The organism is Actinopolymorpha cephalotaxi (assembly GCF_013408535.1).
In the GTDB taxonomy this organism is placed as follows: domain Bacteria; phylum Actinomycetota; class Actinomycetes; order Propionibacteriales; family Actinopolymorphaceae; genus Actinopolymorpha; species Actinopolymorpha cephalotaxi.
On record NZ_JACBZA010000001.1, the window covers coordinates 6,631,091 to 6,652,218 of the forward strand.

Consider the following 21,128-nt stretch of genomic DNA (forward strand, 5'->3'; position numbering starts at 1 on the left):
CTACTGGCGGCGAAGGGTCTGTTCCAGGCTGTACCGGTCGCCGCGGTACAGCGACCGGGCCAGCTCGACCGCACGCCCGCGTACGTCGTAGGTCACCCGCTCCACCAGCAGCGCGGGGGTGAGCGCGGGCACCTCCAGCAACGCGGCCTGCTCGCGGTCGACGACGGTGGCGCGTACCTCCTGCTCGGCCCGGTCGAGGGTGATCCGGTAGCGGGCGAGCAGCGTCTCGTACAGCGAACCCTCCACCGGCGAGTCCAGCAGGTCCGGCACGAGACCGGCCACCAGCCAGACGTCCTCCAGGCACATCGGCACCGCGTTGGCCAGCCGGAGCCGGACCAGGTGGACGAGCGGCTCGCCCGGGCTGACGCCGAGCCGCCAGCCCTCCCGGGCGCCGGCGACGACCTGCTCGGCGCGCAACAGCTTCGCCCCGGGCGCGAGGCCCCGGGTGCGCATGTCGTCGCTGAACGAGGACAGCAACTCGCGCTTGCGGATGGAGGGTTCGGCGACGTAGGTGCCCGAACCCTGGATGCGGTAGACGACGCCCTCGCCGACGAGTTGCTCGACGGCCCGGCGTACGGTCAACCGGCTCACGCCGAGGTCGGCGCACAGTTGGCGCTCGGTGGGCAGCCGCTCGTGCGGCTCGAGCCGGTCGCGGATCAGGTCGAGCAGATGTGCGCGGACCGTGGCGTACTTGGCGACCGTGCCGCCGCCGGGCTCAGTACGCTCAGCATCCGCCACGCCGATCGCCTCCCTGCCGCGTTGGTTCGCCTGCAGGGAAACCTTAGGGGCGGCCTAGGAGGAAGGCTGCGGCAGCTCGCACTTCACCTTGGGGTTGGCGCCCACGTAGTTGAGTGGCCCGGCGACCACGGTCAACGCGATGGTGCCGGCCTTGGCGCAGTTCTGCTCCGAGCCGCTGAAGTAGCCCCGCTGGGCGACGGCGACGACGCCGATGAGCAGCCAGATGGCCACGATGACCCCGACGATCCTCATGTGGTGAGCTCCTGTTCCCGGGGCGGGCAGGGGGCCCGCGGTGCCGACGAGTGGTCGATGATCCCACGCCGCGGGCACTACCGCTGAACAGCCGGCCGAAGGCCGGAACGGGAGGTTTCGGAGCCGCGGATCGGCGGTTGCCGGTGGTCAGCTCGCGGTGGCGGTGCGCAGTCCCCCCGGTGGGGTCCGGGTGATCGCCATGATCCGGTTCCAGGCGTTGCTGTGGGAGATCGCGAAGATCAGCCCGGCGAGTTCGGGCTCGCCGAAGTGGCGGGTCGCCTCGTCCCACACGGAGTCGGGCACCGTCTCCCCGCGGTCGGCGAGCCGGGTGGCCTCCTCGGTCAGGGCGAGCGCGGCGCGTTCGGCGTCGGAGAAGAACGGCGTGTGCCGCCAGGCGCCCACCGACCACAGCCGTTCGTCGGTCTCGCCGGCCGCCTTCGCCTGGCGCATGTGCATGTCCAGGCAGAAGCCGCAGCCGTTGATCTGGCTGGACCGGATCTTGACCAGCTCGAAGATGGCGGGCGGCAGCCCGCTCTCCCGTACGAACCTCTCCACCTGGCGCATGGCGCGGACGCCTTCCCCGGCGTGCTCCATGATGTCGATGCGGCGCTTCATGGGATGCTCCTCAGCTTCTCGGGATTGCGGACGACGTCGAGTTCGGTGATCCGGCCATCGGCGATCGTCAGCCCGACGACGCTGTCCAGTCGCCCGGCGCGGTAGCGCAGCAGCCCGGGCCGGCCGTTGACCAGCACGTGCCGTTGCCGCGGCGGACCGAGACTGCGTGCCGTACGGACCAGGAAGCGGGCCACCTTCTCGGCGCCGACGACCGGCCGCCGGGCCGCGAGCACCCGGCCCCCGCCGTCGGTACGCAGGACGACGTCGGGGTCGAGCAGTTCGACCAGGGCCGCCAGGTCCATGCCCTCGCAGGCGCGGGCGAACGCGGCCACCACGTCGCGGTGTGCCTCCGTGTCCACCTCGAACCTCGGCGCGCGGGCCGCCACGTGCTTCCTGGCCCGGGCGGCGAGTTGCCGGCAGGCGGCCGGCGTACGCCCGACGGCCTGGGCCACCTCGGTGAACTCACAGCCGAACACGTCGTGCAGCACGAACGACGTGCGTTCGGCCGGGCTCAGCGACTCCAGGACGACCAGCATGGCCAGGCTCATCGACTCGTCCAGGGTCACCCGGTCGGCCGGGTCCCCGGTCACCAGCGGCTCCGGAAGCCACGGCCCGACGTACTCCTCGCGCCGTCTGCGGGCCGAACGCAGCGCGTCCACACCCAGCCGGGACACGGTGACCACGAGCCAGCCGGTGAGGTCCCGGATCGCGTCGACCTTCTCGGGGTCGGTACGGGTCAGCCGCAGCCAGGCGTCCTGCACCACGTCCTCGGCCTCGTCCAGACTGCCGAGCAGGCTGTACGCGACGCCGAGCAGGCGCGGTCGCAGGGCGGTGAACTCGGCCGCGAGCTCGTCGGTCCGGGATGCGCGAGCAGAGGTGTCGTACTCCACGTCAGGAGGACGGTCGGGCCTCCGCCGGTGTGACAGCGGACGCGGTGCCGGTGGGGTCACCGGGACCATCGGCGTCACCGGGGTCATCCTCGGGGTCGAGGAACTTCGACATCCACACGTCGTCGACGTACTCGCCGTCGATCAGGAACGCCGCGCGCAGGGTGCCCTCGACCACGAACCCGTGCCGTTCGTACAGCCGGCGCGCGGTCGTGTTGGTGCCGAACACCCGCAGACTGAGCTTGCGCGCACCGCGACCGCGGGCGTAGCCCTGCGCCGCGAGCAGGAGCGCGGACCCGACCCCCTGCCCACGGGCGGCCGGGGTGACCGCGAAGCCGTAGATCCCCAGCACGTGTGCGCCTTCGGGAAACGGGACCATCGGGGTGATCCGGACGTATCCGGCCAGCGAGCCGTTCGACACCGCCACCAGGTGCAGGTCGGGGGTGTTGCGGTCGTCGAAGAACGACGTCCGGGTCTCGCCCTGCAGCGAGGGGAACCCGGACGTCGGGGTCCAGGACGCGCCGTCGATGGCGAGCAGGGCGGCGTCGTCCTCCGCGCGCGCCGGGCGGACGGTGAGGCGAGTGGGGTCGTGCTGCACCGCGCCAGCCTGCCATGCGACGTCGTTCATGGTGCCTCCGGCGTGGGTGCGGACTTCGTACGGACAAGGGCCGCGACGCGGATCGTGATCAGGACCAGGCCGGTGACCGCGGCCACCCCGAGCCACAGGTGCACCGTCACCATCGACCAGAACAGCATCTCCCGGGTGAACACCCGGCCGGCGAACCTGCCCACCAGCCAGGGCAGCCCGGCCAGCAGCACCGCCGGGACGGCCAGCCAGACCATGCCGGGAACGACCCGCCACAGCGGGCGCGTCCGGCGGCGCCGCGCCCAGGCCCCGGCGCGCAGGATCTCCCAGCAGCGGACCAGCAGGGTGAGCACGGTGAGCGCCGCCAGGGCGTACTCGACCAGCCGCATAGGCGGTTGCACCGACGCCGGCTCGCGCCCCTCGAGCTGGGCCAGCACGCCCTCGGTGATCGCGTGGTAGGGCACGAGCCCGTTGGAGGTGTTGAACATCAGCGCCACGCCGTAGCCGGTGCCGGGGACCAGCGCCTGCTCGGCGTAGTAGGTCGACAGGACGCCGTTGTGGGTCAGCCGGGGCTGTCCGCCCTCGGGCCGCTCGGCCGTCCAGCCCATCGCGTACGTCGTGGCCGCGCCACCCGGGCCGGTCGGTGCGGTCGGCCCAGGCGGCCCAGCCGGCCCGGTCGGCCCGGTCGGCGGGGTGTGCTCGGTCTCGAGGCTCGCCGCGGAGACGACCTGACGTCCGGCGTACCGGCCACGGGAGTTCTGCATCGCCAGCCAGTGGCCGAGGTCGGCGGCGGTGGACACCACCGCGCCGTTGCCGCCGAGGAAGCCGTCGGGTTCCGGCCGTACGACCGGGCGGGTGAAGGCGAGTGCGTAGCCGCGGTACAGGCGCGGTGCGTTCGACGGGATCAGTTTCGTGTACGCGAGCAGGGTGTCGTTCATCCGCAGCGGTGTGAACACGTGCTCGCGCAGGTAGGTCGCGAACGGCTGCCCGCTCGCCACCTCGACGATGCGCGCCGCCACGTCGTAGTTGGGATTGAAGTAGTGGAACTCGGTCCCCGGCGCACTGGTCAGCTTGGCCGTGCGCAGGCTGATGATCCGTTCGGCCAGGTCGTGCGGCGCCGGCAGCGTCTGCTCGGGGAAGCCCTGGTCGCTCAGGCCGCTGGTGTGGTTGAGGAGGTGGCGCACCGTGATCCGGGCGCCGCGCGGGTCGTCGACGGCGAACTTCGGGAGGTACGTGCGCACCGGGTCGTCCAGCCGGATCCGGCCCGCGTCCACCAGTTGCAGGACGGCCGTCGCGGTGAACGACTTGCTCACCGACCCGAGCCGGAACTGCGTGCGCGGGGTGACCGGCGTACCGGCCGAGGTGTGGCCGAAGCCGCGTACGTGCACCACGTCCGGTCCGTGGGTGACGACCAGCGCGGCACCGGGAATGGCCTGCGCGGAGAGCTGGTTGCGCACGAACCGGTCGATCGCGGGGAAGTCGGGTGAGCCCGCGGGCGCCGCGGACGGCGAGGCCGACGCGGGGCGGGACGTGGCCCCGGCGACGACGGCCAGGGCGGCGAGGGTGAGCAGCGCGGCGAGGATCGCGAGGGCCGCGAACACGAACACCGCGCGGGTGCCTGCCGTACGCCGGATCACGAGGGGATCCTATGCACCGCGTCCCAGCACCAGCCCGATATTTCCGGACGTTCCCTCCCAGGGGTGAGTCGTGATCGCTCGCGGGGGTTACGACGGAGCGTGGCTGCGTCATAGTGGACAGCGATGGGGGCGCGACCGAAGAGGTGGCAGCGGCGGACCGGGCGACTGGTCCGGCATCCGCTGTTCGCCCGGGTGTACGCGCGACTCGCGCCGGCGATGGACCGCGCCGGGCTGGCCGGCCGCCGCCGGCAACTGCTCGCCGGGCTGACCGGCCGGGTGGTGGAGATCGGGTCCGGCAGCGGCCTGAACTTCGCCCACTACCCCGCCGACGTCGCCGGGGTGCTCGCGGTCGAGCCGGAGCCGAGCCTGCTCCGGTACGCCGTCCGCAACGCCGCCCACGCGCCGGTGCCGGTGGCGCTGGTGGACGGCACCGCCGAGCACGTCCCCGGCGCGGACGGGGCGTTCGACGCCGCGGTGGTCTGCCTGGTGCTCTGCTCCGTACCCGACCAGCGGGCGGCGCTGGCCGAGCTGCACCGGGTGATCCGGCCGGGCGGCCAGCTCCGCTTCCTCGAACACGTCCGCGCCGACGGCCGCGACCTGCGTGGCCTGCGTGGACTGCAACGTGTTCTCGACGCGACGGTGTGGCCGGCGCTGGCCGGCGGCTGCCACCTGTCCCGCGACACCCTCGCCGGCATCGAGGCGGCCGGGTTCGCCGTGAACCGGGTGGAACGGTTCCGGTTCCCCGACGGGCCGCTGCCCTCGCCCTCCAGCCCGCACATCCTCGGCACCGCCACCCGAACCGGAGGACCCCGATGACTGCCGATGTGAAGAAGGTGACCAGCCCCGCCGGCGACCCGGCCTGGCTGGTCACCGGCTACGACACCGTGAAGCGGCTGCTCGCCGACCCGCGCCTCGGCCGGTCGCACCCCGAGCCCGACCGAGCGGCCCGCTTCTCCGACGCGCAGGTCCTCGGCCCCGAGGAGGCCCGGCCCACCGAGGTGGCCGAGCACCGGCAGATGCGCCGGCTGCTGGCGAAGTCGTTCTCGGCCCGCCGGCTGGCGTTGCTGCGCCCACGGGTGGACGCCGTGGTGGCCGAGCTCCTCGACGACCTCGCCGCCCGCCCGCAGCCGGCCGACTTCCACGACGCGATCTCGTTTCCCCTTCCGGCGCTGGTGATCTGTGAGCTGCTCGGCGTTCCGTACGAGGACCGGGAGGACTTCCGCCGCTGGTCCGACGACGTGGGCGACATGACCGACGGGCAGCGCTCCGCCGCCGGGATGGCCGCCCTGCACGCGTACATGCGCGAGCTGGTCGAACGCCGCCGCGCCGAGCCGGCCGAGGACGTCCTCAGCGACCTGTTGACCGCGCAGGTGGACGGCCGTCCGGCGTACGACACCGACAGCGCGGCCCAGCTCGGCGCCGGGCTGCTGTTCGCCGGCCACGAGACGACGGTGACCGCGATCGACTCCGGCGTCGTCCTGCTGCTCACCCACCCCGAGCAGATCGCCGAACTGGACCGCGGTCCGGAGGCGGTGTCCCGGGTGGTGGAGGAGATCCTGCGGTTCGGGCTGCCCAATCCCGGCGCGGAGCAGGAGGGCGCGGCCGGCCTGCCGAGGTACGCCAACGCCGACATCGAGGTGGGCGACGTCACCATCGCGGCCGGCGACCTGGTGGTGCTGGACCTGCGCGACGCCAACCAGGACACCGTGCGGTTCCCCGAGCCGGCGGACTTCGACGTACGGCGGACCGACAACCCGCACGTGACGTTCGGCCACGGACCGCGGTTCTGCGTGGGCGCGCCGCTGGCCCGGATCGAGCTGACCGCGTTGTTCGGGACCCTGTTCACGCGGTTCCCGGACCTGCGGCTGGCCGTCCCGCCGGACCGGTTGCGCCCGCGCAGCCACCTGCTCACCGGCGGCTGGGCCGAGCTTCCGGTGCGCTGGTGACACCGGTGACCCAAATGGGAGGTTAAGTACCTCTGCGTGAGGCAAGACAGGGGGAGAGGTCCACCGGGGAAAGGGGCGAGGGGTGAGCGAAGAGATCCCCGCGTTGCGGCGGGGCCCACACGGGCTGAAACGCGTCGGCGGTACGTGGGGAGAGATCCTCGCGGAGTTCCTGGGCACCTTCATCCTGATCCTGTTCGGTGACGGCGCGGTCGCGATGGCGGTCGCCGGCCTGCCCGGATCGGGGCGTACGGCCACGTCCACGACGTTCTTCGTCGGTGCGGGTGACTGGCTGCTGATCGTCTTCGGCTGGGCGTTCGCGGTGATGTTCGCGGTGTACGTCGCGGGCGGGATCAGCGGCGCGCACATCAACCCCGCGGTGACGCTGGCGTTCGCCGTGCGCCGGCAGTTCCCGTGGAACAAGGTCGGCCCCTACATCGGTGCGCAGGTGGCCGGGGCGTTCGTCGGGGCCGCGGTGATCTTCGCGGTCTACAACTCCGCGCTCAACGCCACCGACGCGGCGGAGCACACGCCGCGAGGTTCGGGCAAGGCGCTGGTGACGTTCTCGGCCTTCGCCACCTTCCCCGCGCCGTACTTCCACGGCAGCTGGGTCGGGCCGCTGGTCGACCAGATCGTGGGCACCGCGCTGCTCCTGCTGCTGATCGTGGCCGTCATCGACAAGCGCAACCTGGCACCCGCGGGCAACATGGGCCCGCTGGTCACCGGCCTGGTGGTGGGCGCGATCGGGCTGTCGTTCGGTGCGAACGCGGGGTACGCCATCAACCCCGCCCGCGACTTCGGGCCGCGCTTCTTCGCCTGGATCGCCGGCTGGGGTGACGTCGCCTTACCGGGCTCGATACCGGGGGCGTTCAGCTGGTACTTCTGGATACCCATCATCGGGCCGATCATCGGCGGCGTGATCGGCGTGTTCGTGTACGACTACTTCATCGGCGACGTGCTCGCGGCGCGGCGGGCACAGGCCGAGGGGCCGCCGGCCGGGCGGGCCGGTGAGGGTGCGGCCGAAGGTGGGCTCGACGAGGGTTCATGAACCCTCCACCACGGCCGGGCGTTCGGGCTTGTCCAGCCGGACCACGACCTGTGCCACCCGGGCCGGCTCGGCCTCCGCGGCGTACCGGTCGTACGCCGGCAGCGTCCACCGCTGGTCGTCCGGGGTCTGCCGGGCCAGCGCGGCCGGCGACAGGTCCAGGTGCACCACGAAGTCCAACGGCAGCCAGCGCCCGAGCAGCAGCGAGCCGCTGAGCACGAGCACCCCGCCGGGCGGGACGGTCACGTAGCCGACGCGGTGCGCCCGGTCGGTGCGCGGGTTCCACAACGCGGGCAGCACCCGGCCGGTGCCGCCGGGGTCGAGGGGTTCGAGCACCTCGCGGATCAGGCCGGCGTCGTTCAGCCAGTCCTCGTACAGCACGTCCGGGTCCTCCCGGCCGCGTTCCAGCCGCAGCGACGCCGGGCGCAGGTAGTCCTCCGCCCGGACCCGCACCACGGCCCGGCCGCGTTCGCGCAGCGGTTCGGTCAGCGCGTCGGCCCACCGGTCCGGGTGGGTCGCGGGCGCGCCGTCGACGGCCACCCGGATCCAGCCGTCGGTGTCGGCGCCGGTGCTGGTGCTGGTGCCGGGGTCGGGCAGGTTCGCGATCGTGTCGGCGAGTTCGGTGACCAGCAGGTCGGGGCTGACGGCGCGGACCCGCATCACCGCGGCGGAGAGCCGGGGCTCGGCGGGGAGCCAGGACTCGGCGGGGAGCCGGGCCCGGTAGTGCCGCCGGCCTTCCCCGCGGCAGCGGCCTCGGCGCGTTCGCGTTGGGGGACCACGACGTACTTCGGGTCGGCGGCGGACACCCGGCCGGCGTAGAACACGCCGAACCGCGTGCACAACCCGCCGGCGAGCAGCGAGGCGCCGGCCGCCGCGGACAGCAGCCGGGCGTTCCGGTCCGACACCAGCCGGCTGCGGCGGCCGGCCAGCGCCAGCCCCGCACCCACACCGGTGAGGATCCGGCCGGCGGCCATCAGCCTGCGCGGGCGGCCGGTGCGGTAGGGCTCGCCGACGATGCCGTCGCCGCGTTCGATCCGGGTGGCGGCGGCGAGCTCGATCCCGGCGCCGAGCACCGCCATCCGGCGGGCCGGCGCCAGCTCGGCCGGCGGTGCCGCCAGCAGCGCGGCGCCGGCCCCGCTGGCCAGCGCGCTTCCGCCGAACACGAACGGCAGCTCGCGGTGGTATTCGTGCCAGGCCGGGATCGCGGTGTCGGCCAGCAGCACCGCGGTGTAGGTGGACAGCGCCGGGCCGAGGACGCCGGAGGCGACGCCGGCCGCGCGTCCCCAGGCCGGCAGCACGCCGGTCAGGGTGGACACCGCCGCGGCGCCGGCCGCACCGGAGAACGGCGCCAGGATCCACGACCCCACCGACAGCGGCGAGGTCGGCTTGAACACCCGCAGCATGTTCAGGAACCGGGTCGGCCGGTGCAGGTCGTGCACCAGTGCGACCACGCTGGCGGTCGAGCCGAGCGCCGCGGCGTACCGGCCGGTGCGGGCAAGTCCCTCCCGCCCGGTCAGGTCGGCGAGCGCGGCCATCGTCGCCGACGTGCCGGCCATGCCGCCGAGGAACAGATAGAGGGGTACGTCGGGCACCTTCCAGGTCGGCTCCTTGAGGATCGGCCGTCCGTAGTACGACTGGAAGTCCGCCTTCGGGACCTGGAGTTCCTCACGGGTGCTCATCGGCGCCTGCCGAGGAACGACGCCGCGACCGCGACCGCGACGGTGGCCGCCGCGAGGCCCGCCTGCCGCCACATCGCCGGCAGGTCGCGGGTGGTCACCACCGGGTCCGGCGGCAGGCCGTACACCTCCGGCTCGTCCAGCAGCAGGAAGAACGCGCCGTCGCCGCCCACGCCGTCGTCGGGGTCCGCGCCGTACAGCCGGGCGGTGTCCACCCCGGCCTCCTGCAGCGCCGCCACCCGCTCGCGGGCCGTCTCCCGCAGCTCGTCCAGCGGGCCGAACTGGATCGACTTGGTGGGGCACGCCTTCGCACACGCGGGCTCCAGCCCGTCGCCGAGCCGGTCGTAGCACATCGTGCACTTGAACGCCCCGCCGTTGTCGGGGCGGATGTCGATGACGCCGTACGGGCAGGCCGAGACGCAGTAGCCGCAGCCGTTGCACACGTCGTCCTGCACGACCACGGTGCCGAACTCGGTCCGGAACAGCGCGCCCGTCGGGCAGACGTCCAGGCAGGCCGCGTGCGTGCAGTGCTTGCAGACGTCGCTGGACATCAGCCAGCGCAGGGCTCCGGCGTCCTCGCCGGCGGCGCCGTCGCCGATCCCGCCGTCCTCGCCGACGGTGCGCGCGGTGGCCGGGTCGAGCTGGGCCGGCGTACCGACTCCGGGCATTCCGAGATCGACCGCCGGCCGCGTGGACGGCGTCTGCTGCTCGACGAACGCCACGTGCCGCCAGGTGCTCGCCCCGAGCGCGCCGGTGTTGTCGTAGGACTGGCCGAGGAGGTCAAGGCCGTCCTCGGGCAGCGCGTTCCACTCCTTGCAGGCGACCTCGCACGCCTTGCAGCCGATGCACACCGAGGTGTCGGTGAAGAACCCCACCCGCTGCGGATGGTCGTCGGGGTGGCCCGCGTCCCCGGCCGGGTCGGCGAGAGGTCCCGCCAGGCGGTTGTTCATCAGGTCGCCTCTCCTGTCGGGGCGTCGAGGGCCGGGGTGTCGGCCGGCAGACCCGCCCGCAGCTGGTAGCGGTCCATCATGGCCAGCAGATCACGCCCGCGTGGTCGCCGCCCGGGCCGGATGTCGCAGGTCGCGGCCTTGGCCTCCTGGATGTGGACGTTGGGGTCGAGCACCACCGACAGCAGTTCGTTGGCCGCGTCGCCGACACTGAGCCCGTTCGGCCCCCAGTGGTAGGGCAGGCCGACCTGGTGGATGGTCCGGCGGCGCATCCGGATCGGCTTCATCCGCGCGGTGACCAGCACCCGCGCCTCGATCGCCGTCCGCGCGGAGACGATGGTCGCCCAGCCGAGGTGGGTGAGGCCACGCTCCCGCGCCAGCTCCGGCGACACCTCGCAGAAGAACTCCGGCTGCAGCTCGGACAGGTAGGGCAGAGTGCGGCTCATCCCGCCGGCGGTGTGGTGCTCGGTGAGCCGGTACGTCGTGAAGACGTACGGGAACACCGCCGAGCCGGGCTCGGTGCCGCTCGGGTTGTAGCGGTTGTGCCGGCGCGGGTAACGCTGCCGGACCGGGTTGCCCTGCTGGCCGTACAACGGGTTGGCGACCGGTGACTCCTCCGGCTCGTAGTGCGCGGGCAGCGGGCCGTCGGTGAGGCCCGCCGGCGCGAACAGCCACGCCTTGCCGTCGGCCTGCATGACGAACGGGTCGTCGCCGGCCAGCGCGTCCTGGGCGCGGGCACCCTCCGGCGGGACGTAGTCGGGTCGCTTCGTGGGCTCGAAGTCGGGCACGTCCTCACCGGTCCAGCGGCCCTGCTCCTCGTCCCACCAGACGTACTTCTTGCGCTCGCTCCACGGCCGGCCCTCGGGGTCGGCGGAGGCGCGGTTGTAGAGGATCCGGCGGTTCGCCGGCCACGCCCACGCCCACTGCGGCGCGACCAGGCTCTGCTCCTGGCCCGGCTTGCGGTCCGCGGCGTGGTTGTGCTCGCCGGCGTAGACACCGGAGTAGATCCAGCACCCGCAGGCGGTGGAGCCGTCGTCGGCGAGTTCGGTGTACGACGACAGCGCGCCGTCCGGGCCGACGCCGTTGATCTCGCGCAGGACGGCCTCCGCCGAGGGGTCCGCGGTCGGGCCCTCGGTGGGGTAGTCCCAGGTCAGGTCCAGCAGCGGGCGGTCGCGCTCGTCGGTGGAGCCGGCCAGCTTCTCCCGCATCAGCCGGCCGAGGTGGTAGTAGAACCACAGGTCGCTGCGCGCGTCCTCGGGTGGCTCGACCGCCTTGTGGTGCCACTGCAGCAGCCGCTGGGTGTTGGTGAAGGTGCCGTCCTTCTCGGTGTGCGCGGCGGCCGGGAAGAAGAAGATCTCGGTGCCGGTCTCCTCCGTCGCGAGCTCGCCGGTCTCGATCTCCGGGCCGTCCTTCCAGAACGTCGCGCTCTCGATCAGCTGCAGGTCGCGGACCACCAGCCAGTCGAGGTTGGCCAGGCCGAGCCGCTGCAGCTTGGCGTTGGCCGAGCCGACCGCGGGGTTCTCCCCGGCCAGGAAGTAGCCCTTGCAGGTGCCGGCGATCTGTTCCATCACCGTCTTGTAGGTGCCGTGCTCGCCGGTGATCCGCGGCATGTAGCCGAAGCAGAAGTCGTTGTCCGGCTGGGCCGCGTCACCCCACCAGGCCTTCAGCAGGCTGACGGCGTAGCTGCGCATGTTGCCCCAGAACCCGGTCTGGCCCGCGTCGGTCGCGACGTAGGAGTCGAGGTCCCGGTGCTGGTGCGCGTGCGGCATCGGGAGGTAGCCCGGCAGCAGGTTGAACAGCGTCGGGATGTCGGTGGACCCCTGGATGCTGGCGTGGCCGCGCAGCGCCATGATGCCGCCGCCGGGCCGGCCCATGTTGCCCAGCAGGGTCTGCAGGATCGAGGCGGTACGGATGTACTGCACACCGACCGTGTGCTGGGTCCACCCGACGGAGTAGACGATCGCGGTGGTGCGTTCGCGGCCGGAGTTCTCCGTCACCGCCCGGGCGACGTCGAGGAACTGCTCGGCCTGGATGCCGCAGGTCTCCTCCACGACCTCGGGGGTGTAGCGGGCGAAGTGCCGCTTGAGCACCTGGAAGACGCAGCGCTCGTGCTGGAGGGTGGGGTCGATCCGCGGCTTGGCGCGCAGGGCCGCACCGCCGCTGCCGTACGACTCACCGCGAGCCGCCTCGCGGTGCCGTTGGCCGCCGTGTTCGGTGCCGGCGTCGCCCTCGCCACCGGAGTCCTCGTCCGGCTGGTCGCGTTGTCCGGCCGCCGGTGCGGTCTCGGTCCCCTCGTACATCCAGGACTCGGTGTCGTAGGCGACCTTCTCGGGGTCGAAGCCGGAGAACAGCCCGTCGAGGTCCTCGGTGTCGCGGAAGTCCTCGCGCAGGATCGCGCCCGCGTTGGTGTAGGCGGCGACGTACTCCCGGAACTCCAGGCCGTTGCTCAGCACGTAGTTGACCAGCCCGCCGAGGAACGCGATGTCGGAACCGGCCCGCAGCGCGACGTGGGTGTCGGCGACCGCGCTCGTACGGGTGAACCGCGGGTCGACGTGAATCACCCGCGCGCCCTTGGCCTTCGCCTCCATCACCCACTGGAACCCGACCGGATGGCACTCGGCCATGTTCGAGCCCTCGATGAGGATGCAGTCAGCGTTGCTCAGGTCCTGCTGGAACGTCGTGGCGCCGCCGCGACCGAAACTGGCTCCCAGACCGGGAACGGTTGCGGAGTGTCAAATCCGGGCCTGGTTCTCGATCTGCACCGCCCCCATCGCGGTGTAGAGCTTCTTCATCAGGTAGTTCTCTTCGTTGTCCAGCGTCGCCCCGCCCAGGCTCGCGATGCCCATGGTGCGACGGGTGACCTTGCCGTCCTCCTCGTCCTGCCAGGTCTCGCGCCGGGTCGCGAGCACCCGGTCGGCGACCATCTCCATCGCCCGGTCGAGGGGGATGCGTTCCCAGTCGGTGCCGTGCGGCCGCCGGTAGAGCACGGTGGTGACCCGGCTCGGGCTGGTGACGAGCTGCTTGCTGGCCGAGCCCTTGGGGCACAGCCGGCCGCGGGAGATGGGGGAGTCGGGGTCGCCCTCGATCTGGGTGACCCGGCCGTCCTTGACGTAGACCTTCTGGCCACAGCCGACCGCGCAGTACGGGCAGATCGACCGGACCACCTTGTCGGCCTGCTCGGTGCGCGCCCGCAGGTGGCGGGTGTGCTCGGAAGTGACCGCGGCGCCGCGGCCGAGGGGATCCTGACCGGTGAGCTGGCGATAGACCGGCCAGCCCTCGATCCACTGTCGTACGGCCACGATCGCCTCCAGCGGTTTCGCGCGAGGGGTGCTGCTGTTGCTGTTGTCGTGCTGCGTGGCTTTCGACCCTAGCGCCCTTCGCTGACAGTGGCGCGCGGGGCGAGCCGGCGGCTGCTGTCGGGCAGCCGCTCGGTGACGCCGCGCTCGTCGAGCAGCTCCAGCAGGGGAACCGCCACCCTGCGGGTCGTGCCCAGCGCGATCCGTGCCTGGCTGAGGGTGAACGGCTGGTCGAGGGCCGCGAGAGTACGCCGGGCCTGGTCCGGGGCGCCGGGCAGCAGCACCACCGTGTCGGTGACGCGGAGCAGCCGGCCGGCCCGCACCGCCGCGGCGAGCTCGCGGGTGTCGAGGCCGAGTTCGGCCAGCCGGGCAGCCTCGGGTGCCGCGAACGGCTCGGCGGCCAGGTCGTCCTCGACCGCGCGCACCGCCTTCTCCACCGCCGGGGGCAGCGTCGCCTCGGTGCCGGGCCGGCGTACCTGACCGTCCCGCAGCACCAGGTGCGCGGCGCCGGCCACGGCCGGGAGCAGGGCGGCGGGCACACCGAGACGCTGCCGGAGTACGTCGGACGGCATGCCGGCGGCCAGCGGCTGCTCGCGTTCCCAGCCGGCCAGCTCCTCCGGTGCCCTGCTGATCAGCTCCGCCCAGCGGCCGGCGTTCGCGCACCAGTCGGCGCCGACGTCGAGACCGTCCGGCGGCAGCTCGGGCAGCCCCAGCGCGCGGAGCTCCTCTCGGCGCACCAGGCCGTGCTCGCGCAGGTGCAGACCGGCGACGTACGCGGCGAGGTTGGCCGGGGCGGTCGGTTCGTCGGTGGCGCTCGCCTCCCGTAGGACCGGCTCGAGGGTCGCCGCCCTGGCCCGGGCCGCACCCCGGCGGCGCAGTCCCGGTGGTGCGGCGTCCAGCACCACCACCCCCGCGGCGACCTGGTGCCGGCCGGGGTCGCGCAGCAGGCCGCGGTCGCCGGTGCGCAGCGGCAGCGGCCGGTCGAGGGTGAGCCTGGCCGCGTCCGGTCCGAGCGGGCGGACCCGCACCGGTACCGCGGCCGCGCCGACGTGCAGCACCAGCGTCCCGGGCAGCTCGCCCGCTCCATCGCCGCCAGCTCCGGCATCCCCGGAATCCCCGGTGGACCGGAGCGCGACGTCGGCGACCTCGGTCTCCCGCCAGGCGCCGGGGGTGACCAGCGCGTCGCCGCGGCCGAGGTCCGTACGGTCCACACCGCGCAGGTTCGCAGCGATCCGGGCGGTCCCGGACACGTTTCGTACGTCCTCGCCGAGCGCCTGCAGGCCGCGGACCCGCACCAGCCGGCCGGCGGCGGAACCGGCGGCGGAACCGGCGGCGGAAAGAGTGTCGCCGACCGTGATGGTGCCCGCGGTGAGTGTGCCGGTCACCACCGTGCCGGCGCCGCGCACGCTGAACGAGCGGTCCACCCACAGCCGTACGTCGGCGTCCGGGTCCGGCGTGGGCAGCCGGCGGGTCAGCGCGACCAGTTCGGTCAGCAGGTCGTCCAGCCCGGCGCCGGTGCGGCCGCTCACCGCGACCGACGGGACGGTGCCGCCGGGGCCGCGCGAGCCGAGCGTGCTGGCCGCGAGGTGTTCCAGCGCCTGCGCCCGTGCGGGTTCGGGGTCGGCAAGATCGGCGCGGGTGACGACGAGCAGCCCGTGACGTACGCCGAGCGCGTCCAGCGCGGCGAGGTGCTCGGCCGACTGCGCCCGCCACCCCTCGTCGGCGGCCACCACGAACATCGCGGCCGCCACCGGCCCCGCGCCGGCGAGCATGTTGGGGACGAACCGCTCGTGGCCGGGCACGTCGACGAAGGCCAGCGGCTGGCCGTCGGGCAGCCGGGTCCAGGCGAAGCCCAGGTCGATGGTCAGCCCGCGGCGGCGTTCCTCGGCCCAGCGGTCCGGCTCCATGCCGGTGAGGCGGCGGACCAGCGTCGACTTGCCGTGGTCGACGTGGCCGGCGGTGGCGACGACGTACATCCCGTGCCCGCCCTCAGGTTCCCGCGCCGGGCGCCGGACCCGCGGCGACGCGGGCGACCGCGTCCGCGACCACGGTGTCGTCCTCGGGCGCGACGGTGCGCAGGTCGAGTACGCAGCGGCCCTCGTGCACCCGGCCGGCCACCGGCGGGTCGCCGGTACGCAACGGCACCGCCCATCCCGCGGGCACGCCGACGCCCCAGCTCGCCAGCTCCACCTCGGGTGCCCCGCCTCCGCCGACCGCCGACCGGCAGGCGACCACGGTGGCGTCGATCCCGGCTCCGGCGAGCGCGGCGGCGAGCTTGTCCGCGCGTACCCGCAACTCCGCCGGCTCGGCGTCCAGCGCGGCGCGCACCGGCGGAACCGGCCCGCGCAGCGTCGCCTCCAGCGCCGCGAGGGTGAGCTTGTCCACCCGCATCGCCCGCGCGGCCGGGTGCCGGCGGACCCGCTCCACCACCTCGCGTACGCCGAACAGCAGGCCGGTCTGCGGTCCGCCGAGCAGCTTGTCGCCGCTCGCGGTGACCAGCGTCGCGCCCGCGCGCAGGGTGCTCGCGGCGTCCGGCTCGTCCGGCAGCAGCGGGTGCGGGGCGAGCAGGCCGGACCCGATGTCGGCCACGACGGGTACGCCGAGGCGCTCGCCGAGCCCGGCCAGGCCGGCGACGTCCACCCCGGCGGTGAAGCCGGACACGACGAAGTTGGACGGGTGGATCTTCAGCACGAACCCCGTGTCCGGGCCGATCGCCTGCTCGTAGTCCGCGAGCGTGGTCCGGTTCGTCGTACCCACCTCACGCAGCCGGGCGCCGCTCGCCGCCAGCAGGTCCGGGATCCGGAAGCCGTCGCCGATCTCGACGAACTCGCCCCGGCTGAGCACGATCTCCCGGCCCTGCGCCAGGGTCAGCGCGACCAGCAGCAGCGCGGCGGCGTTGTTGTTGACGACGTGCACCCCGCCCGCGTCGGGCACGGCCGAGGCGAGCGCGTCCAGGGCGCCCCGCCCGCGCCGAGCCCGGGCGCCGGTGGCCAGGTCGTACTCCACGTCGGTGGTCCCGGCGGCGACGTCCAGCGCCTCCCGGGCCGCGGCCGACAGCGGGGCGCGGCCGAGGTTGGTGTGCACGATCACGCCGGTCGCGTTCACCACCCGGCGCAGGCTGGTGGCCGAGGCGGGCAGGCCGGCGAGTACGGCGTCGACGAGGGCCCCGGGCTCGACCCGGCCCTCGCGGACGCGTTGCTGCGCGGCGACGACGGCCGCCTTCACCGCGGCCCGGCCGAGGTGCCGCGCCGGCTCGGCCAGCCGTGGGTCGGCGAGGACGGCGTCCGTACGGGGTACGCGGCGGCGGGCGTCGGTCATCGCGGGCTCACTCCGGTGGGGAGGACGGGCGTACGTCCGTGGCGGAGGCGGACGGGAATCGAACCCGCCAGCGACAGCTCCTGCCGCTCATCGGTGTTGAAGACCGTGCCGGCCACCAGGCCGGAGACGCCTCCACGGACCACCGCCACATCATGGCATCCCCACCTGTTGCTGACAGAGGTTGACAGGTACGGCTGGAACGCTCGTCCCCGAAGCCCGGCGGACAGGCACGGGCCGGGACAGGGAGGAACCGCGATGGGACACCGTGCGACCGGAAGCTTCGAGATCACCCGCTGGGACGCCACCACCGAGGAGGAGGACGGCGGCGTGACGATCGCGAGCGTCCTCGTCGGCAAGGAGTTCCGCGGCGGCCTGACGGGGACGAGCACGGCCCGGCTGCTCACGGTCGCCGGGCGGGTGCCGACGTCGGCGGCGTACGTCGCGATCGAGCGGATGACCGGCACCCTGGACGGGCGCACCGGCACCTTCGTCGTCCAGCACGCGGCGACGATGGAGACCGACGACGCGGGCCCGTACAGCACCATGACGGTGACCGTCGTCCCGGACACCGGGACCGGCGAGCTCACCGGGATCCGCGGCGAGGTCACGATCACCGTGCACGAGGACGGCGGCCACACCTACGCGATCGAGTACGACTTCACCCGGCCCTGAGCGGCCGGGAAGTTCCCCGACCTGGTGAGTGGGCCGGGCGGCGGGGCAGCATGGGGGCATGACGCAGACCCGAACGCCCTCCGACGCCACCGCGGAGTCCGGCGCGATCCGGCTGACGCAGTACGCCCACGGCGGCGGGTGCGCCTGCAAGATCCCGCCGGGCGAGCTGGAGCAGATCGTCGCGGGCCTCGCCGGCGGCGGGGGTGCTGACGAGGGCGCGCCCACGCCGCCGGGTGAGCTGCTGGTCGGGCTGGACGCGGGCGACGACGCGGCCGTCGTCGGCGTACGCGACGGCCTGGCGCTCGTCCTCACCACCGACTTCTTCACGCCGGTGGTCGACGACCCGTACGACTGGGGCCGGATCGCCGCCGCCAACGCGCTGTCCGACGTCTATGCGATGGGCGGTACGCCGGTCGTCGCGGTCAACCTGCTGGCCTGGCCCCGCGACGTGCTGCCGTTCGAGCTGGCCACCGAGGTGCTGCGCGGCGGACTCGATGTGGCCCGGCAGGCCGGCTGCCACCTCGCCGGCGGGCACAGCGTGGACGACCCGGAGCCGAAGTACGGCATGGCGGTGACCGGTCTGGTCGACCCGGGCCAGGTGATGCGCAACGACGCGGGCCGGGCCGGCGTGCCGCTCAGCCTCACCAAGCCGCTCGGTGTGGGCGTCCTGAACTCCCGGCACAAGGCGACCGGCGAGGTGTTCGCGGAGGCGGTCGCCTCGATGACCGCGCTCAACGCAGAAGCCGCGCGGGCCGCGGTGGCGGCGGGGGTGCGGTGCGCGACCGACGTCACCGGGTTCGGCCTGCTGGGGCACCTGTACAAGCTGGCGCGGGCCAGCGGGGTGACCGCGGTCGTGGACGCCGCCGCGGTGCCGTACCTCCCCGGCGCCCGGGAGGCGCTGCGGGACGGTTACGTCAGCGGCGGCACCCGCCGCAACCTGGACTGGGTGGCCCCGCACGCGGACCTGTCCGCGGTGTCCGCCGACGAGGCACTGCTGCTCGCCGACGCGCAGACCTCCGGCGGCCTGCTGGTCGCCGGCGAGGTGCCGGGCGCGCCCGTGATCGGTGAGCTGGTGCCGCGCGGTGAGCACGTCCTCGTGGTCCGATGAGCGGCGGCGGCGCGCGCACGTTCTGACCATCCATCCGGCCATCCATCCCAGCCATCCATCCGGCCATCCGTTCATCCGTTCGCGGCCACGTGCGAGTACCGGCTCGTCCCCCGGGTAGGGGCACACGACAAACGCATCTACCCTCAGGGGGCTTGGGCATGGACGACCCGACCACGAACAACCCGACCACGGCATCCGGTGACGGTGCCAACGGTGCTGACGGTGCCGACAGCAAGGACCAGCAGCTCGAGGCGTACCGGGTGGACATCGAGGGCACGCACCTGACCACCGACCAGGGTGTCCGTGTCGACAGCACCGACGACTCCCTCGCGGCGGGTGAGCGTGGTCCGACGCTGCTGGAGGACTTCCACCTCCGGGAGAAGATGACCCACTTCGACCACGAGCGGATCCCCGAGCGGGTGGTGCACGCGCGCGGTGCGGGTGCGTACGGCTACTTCGAGGCGTACGAGTCGATGGCCGACGTCACCGTCGCCGACTTCCTGGCCGAGCCGGGCCGGCGTACTCCCGTGTTCGTGCGGTTCTCCACCGTCGGTGGCTCGCGCGGGTCGGCCGACACCGTGCGCGACGTACGCGGGTTCGCGACGAAGTTCTACACCAGGCAGGGAAACTACGACCTGGTGGGCAACAACATGCCCGTGTTCTTCATCCAGGACGGCATCAAGTTCCCCGACTTCGTGCACGCTGTCAAACCCGAACCCCACAACGAGATTCCGCAGGCCGCGTCCGCCCACGACACGTTCTGGGACTTCATCGGGCTGCAGCCGGAGTCGCTGCACATGGTGATGTGGCTGATGTCGGACCGCGCACTGCCACGCAGCTACCGGATGATGGAGGGCTTCGGCGTCCACACGTTCCGGTTCGTCGACGCCGAGGGACGCGGCACGTTCGTGAAGTTCCACTGGAAGCCGCTGCTCGGCGTCCACTCGCTGGTGTGGGACGAGGCGCAGAAGACCTCCGGCAAGGACCCCGACTTCAACCGCCGGGACCTGTGGAAGTCGATCGAGTCCGGCCAGTATCCCGAGTGGGAGCTCGGTGTGCAGCTGGTGCCGGAGGAGGACGAGTTCAAGTTCGACTTCGACCTGCTGGACGCGACGAAGCTCATTCCGGAGGAGCAGGTGCCGGTCCGCCGGATCGGCAAGCTGGTGCTCGACCGCAACCCGGACAACTTCTTCGCCGAGACCGAGCAGGTGGCGTTCCACACCGCGAACATCGTGCCCGGCATCGACTTCACCAACGACCCGCTGCTGCAGGCGCGCAACTTCTCCTACCTCGACACGCAGCTGATCCGGCTGGGCGGACCGAACTTCGCCCAGATCCCGGTCAACCGGCCGGTCGCCCCGGTCGCCAACAACCACCGGGACGGCTACCACCAGCACCAGATCTACCGCACGCAGTCCAGCTACTCCCCGAACACCATCGGCGGCGGCTGCCCCGCGGTGGGCGGCGACGGCGAGGTCTTCCGCCACTACCAGCAGCGCGTCGAGGGTCACACGATCCGCAACCGGAGCGAGAGCTTCAAGGAGTACTACAACCAGGCCACGTTGTTCTGGAACAGCATGTCCGCGCCGGAGAAGGAGCACATCGTCGCGGCGTTCCAGTTCGAGCTGGGCAAGGTGGAGCGCAAGTACATCCGCGAACGCGTCGTCGAACACCTCAACCGGATCGACCACGAGCTCGCGTTCGCCGTGGCCACCGGGGTCGGGGTGGAGCCGCCGGCGAAGGCGGATCGCCCCAACCACGGCAAGTCCTCCCCGGCGCTGAGCCAGGTGCGTCCGGGCGGGCCGATCGACACCCGGATGGTCGCGGTGCTCGCCGCCGACGGCGTGGACGAGGTGCACGTGAACGCCTTGGTGGAGAACCTCGCCGGCTTTGGTCTGCTGCCGGAGGTGCTCGGCCTGCGGGACGGGAAGCTGACCACCACGAACGGTTCGATGGTCGAGGCCGACCGCCGGCTGAACACCGTGGCGTCGGTGCTGTACGACGCGGTGGTCGTGCCCGGCGGTGCCGAGGCCGCGCAGGCGCTGTCCCGCGACGGCGAGGCGCTGCACTTCCTCGCCGAGGCGTTCAAGCACGCCAAGACCGTCGGCGCGGTGGCGGAGGGAATCGACGTCCTCACCCGGGCGCCGATCGGTGAGGTCATGGTGGCCACGAACTCCGACCGGCCGGTCGACGACCGCGGCGTGATCACCCAGGGCCGCGGCCCGGACAAGAACCGGCTGGAGGACTTCTGCCGGGTGTTCGCCGAGGCGATGAGCGGGCACCGGCACTGGGACCGCGAGACCGACGCCGTTCCCGCCTGACGTACGCCGGCCTACTCAAAGGTGGTGCGGAAATCCCTTGCCTGTAAGGGATCTCCGCACCACCTCTTTGTTTGTGTCCACCCCGGA

18 protein-coding genes and 1 tRNA gene are annotated in these 21,128 nt (G+C 73.0%); 6 read left to right on the top strand and 13 right to left on the bottom strand.

Going from position 1 to position 21,128, the window contains the following annotated elements; all coding sequences use genetic code 11:
* From FHR37_RS29665 to FHR37_RS29690, 6 genes are all read right to left on the bottom strand, one after another.
* Positions 1-738, bottom strand: a complete 738-nt coding sequence (locus FHR37_RS29665) for a GntR family transcriptional regulator (protein WP_092885966.1) — start codon at positions 736-738, stop codon at positions 1-3.
* Positions 739-792: 54 nt separating this feature from the next.
* The gene (locus tag FHR37_RS29670) at positions 793-990 is read right to left on the bottom strand and encodes a hypothetical protein (RefSeq protein ID WP_092885968.1); all 198 of its coding nucleotides are present in this window, start codon (positions 988-990) and stop codon (positions 793-795) included.
* A gap of 147 nt (positions 991-1,137) precedes the next feature.
* Entirely contained in the window at positions 1,138-1,605 is a 468-nt protein-coding gene (locus FHR37_RS29675) for a carboxymuconolactone decarboxylase family protein (protein ID WP_092885970.1), read from the bottom strand.
* Positions 1,602-2,495 (bottom strand): RNA polymerase sigma factor SigJ, encoded by an 894-nt coding sequence (sigJ, locus tag FHR37_RS29680; RefSeq protein WP_237768958.1) that lies wholly within the window; start codon positions 2,493-2,495, stop codon positions 1,602-1,604. Before sigJ ends, FHR37_RS29675 begins: the two co-directional genes overlap by 4 nt.
* Position 2,496: 1 nt before the next feature.
* The gene (locus FHR37_RS29685) at positions 2,497-3,120 is read right to left on the bottom strand and encodes a GNAT family N-acetyltransferase (RefSeq protein WP_092885974.1); all 624 of its coding nucleotides are present in this window, start codon (positions 3,118-3,120) and stop codon (positions 2,497-2,499) included.
* Positions 3,117-4,715 (bottom strand): serine hydrolase domain-containing protein, encoded by a 1,599-nt coding sequence (locus FHR37_RS29690; protein WP_092885976.1) that lies wholly within the window; start codon positions 4,713-4,715, stop codon positions 3,117-3,119. The genes FHR37_RS29685 and FHR37_RS29690 overlap by 4 nt, the downstream gene beginning before the upstream one ends.
* A gap of 123 nt (positions 4,716-4,838) precedes the next feature.
* Here FHR37_RS29690 and FHR37_RS29695 point away from each other — a divergent pair, with 123 nt between their 5' ends.
* The 3 genes from FHR37_RS29695 to FHR37_RS29705 all read left to right on the top strand — a co-directional run bounded on the left by FHR37_RS29695 (position 4,839) and on the right by FHR37_RS29705 (position 7,706).
* Positions 4,839-5,531, top strand: a complete 693-nt coding sequence (locus tag FHR37_RS29695; protein WP_092885978.1) for a class I SAM-dependent methyltransferase — start codon at positions 4,839-4,841, stop codon at positions 5,529-5,531.
* On the top strand, positions 5,528-6,661 hold the full coding sequence (locus FHR37_RS29700; protein WP_092885980.1) for a cytochrome P450: 1,134 nt from the start codon (positions 5,528-5,530) through the stop codon (positions 6,659-6,661). Before FHR37_RS29695 ends, FHR37_RS29700 begins: the two co-directional genes overlap by 4 nt.
* Positions 6,662-6,743: 82 nt before the next feature.
* A complete protein-coding gene (locus FHR37_RS29705) occupies positions 6,744-7,706 on the top strand; it encodes an MIP/aquaporin family protein (RefSeq protein ID WP_092885982.1) in 963 nt (320 codons plus the stop codon).
* On the opposite strand, the gene FHR37_RS29710 is transcribed toward FHR37_RS29705, so the two are convergent.
* From FHR37_RS29710 to FHR37_RS29740, 7 genes are all read right to left on the bottom strand, one after another.
* Positions 7,701-8,363, bottom strand: coding sequence for a nucleoside/nucleotide kinase family protein (locus tag FHR37_RS29710; protein WP_092885984.1), 663 nt, complete (start codon positions 8,361-8,363; stop codon positions 7,701-7,703). The two genes, FHR37_RS29705 and FHR37_RS29710, sit on opposite strands and share 6 nt — an antisense overlap.
* Positions 8,363-9,382, bottom strand: a complete 1,020-nt coding sequence (gene nrfD, locus FHR37_RS29715) for an NrfD/PsrC family molybdoenzyme membrane anchor subunit (RefSeq protein WP_092885986.1) — start codon at positions 9,380-9,382, stop codon at positions 8,363-8,365. Before nrfD ends, FHR37_RS29710 begins: the two co-directional genes overlap by 1 nt.
* Entirely contained in the window at positions 9,379-10,329 is a 951-nt protein-coding gene (locus FHR37_RS29720) for a 4Fe-4S dicluster domain-containing protein (protein WP_175542664.1), read from the bottom strand. Before FHR37_RS29720 ends, nrfD begins: the two co-directional genes overlap by 4 nt.
* Complete coding sequence (gene fdh / locus FHR37_RS29725; RefSeq protein WP_175542665.1) at positions 10,329-13,625, bottom strand: formate dehydrogenase; 3,297 nt, start codon at positions 13,623-13,625, stop codon at positions 10,329-10,331. Before fdh ends, FHR37_RS29720 begins: the two co-directional genes overlap by 1 nt.
* A 68-nt stretch (positions 13,626-13,693) precedes the next feature.
* The gene (locus FHR37_RS29730) at positions 13,694-15,598 is read right to left on the bottom strand and encodes a selenocysteine-specific translation elongation factor (RefSeq protein WP_092885995.1); all 1,905 of its coding nucleotides are present in this window, start codon (positions 15,596-15,598) and stop codon (positions 13,694-13,696) included.
* Between the two features lie 13 nt (positions 15,599-15,611).
* Positions 15,612-16,940 (bottom strand): L-seryl-tRNA(Sec) selenium transferase, encoded by a 1,329-nt coding sequence (gene selA / locus FHR37_RS29735; RefSeq protein ID WP_092885997.1) that lies wholly within the window; start codon positions 16,938-16,940, stop codon positions 15,612-15,614.
* Positions 16,941-16,979: 39 nt separating this feature from the next.
* Positions 16,980-17,074 (bottom strand) — tRNA-Sec (locus tag FHR37_RS29740).
* A 121-nt stretch (positions 17,075-17,195) separates the two neighbouring features.
* Between FHR37_RS29740 and FHR37_RS29745 the strand changes: the two genes are divergently transcribed.
* From FHR37_RS29745 to FHR37_RS29755, 3 genes are all read left to right on the top strand, one after another.
* Positions 17,196-17,612 carry a DUF3224 domain-containing protein gene (locus FHR37_RS29745; protein WP_092885999.1) on the top strand — a complete coding sequence of 139 codons (417 nt, stop codon included), beginning with the start codon at positions 17,196-17,198 and terminating at the stop codon, positions 17,610-17,612.
* A gap of 58 nt (positions 17,613-17,670) precedes the next feature.
* Positions 17,671-18,720, top strand: coding sequence for a selenide, water dikinase SelD (selD, locus tag FHR37_RS29750; RefSeq protein ID WP_092886001.1), 1,050 nt, complete (start codon positions 17,671-17,673; stop codon positions 18,718-18,720).
* A gap of 158 nt (positions 18,721-18,878) precedes the next feature.
* Positions 18,879-21,041 (top strand): catalase, encoded by a 2,163-nt coding sequence (locus FHR37_RS29755; protein WP_092886003.1) that lies wholly within the window; start codon positions 18,879-18,881, stop codon positions 21,039-21,041.
* The last annotated feature ends 87 nt before the right edge of the window (positions 21,042-21,128 follow it).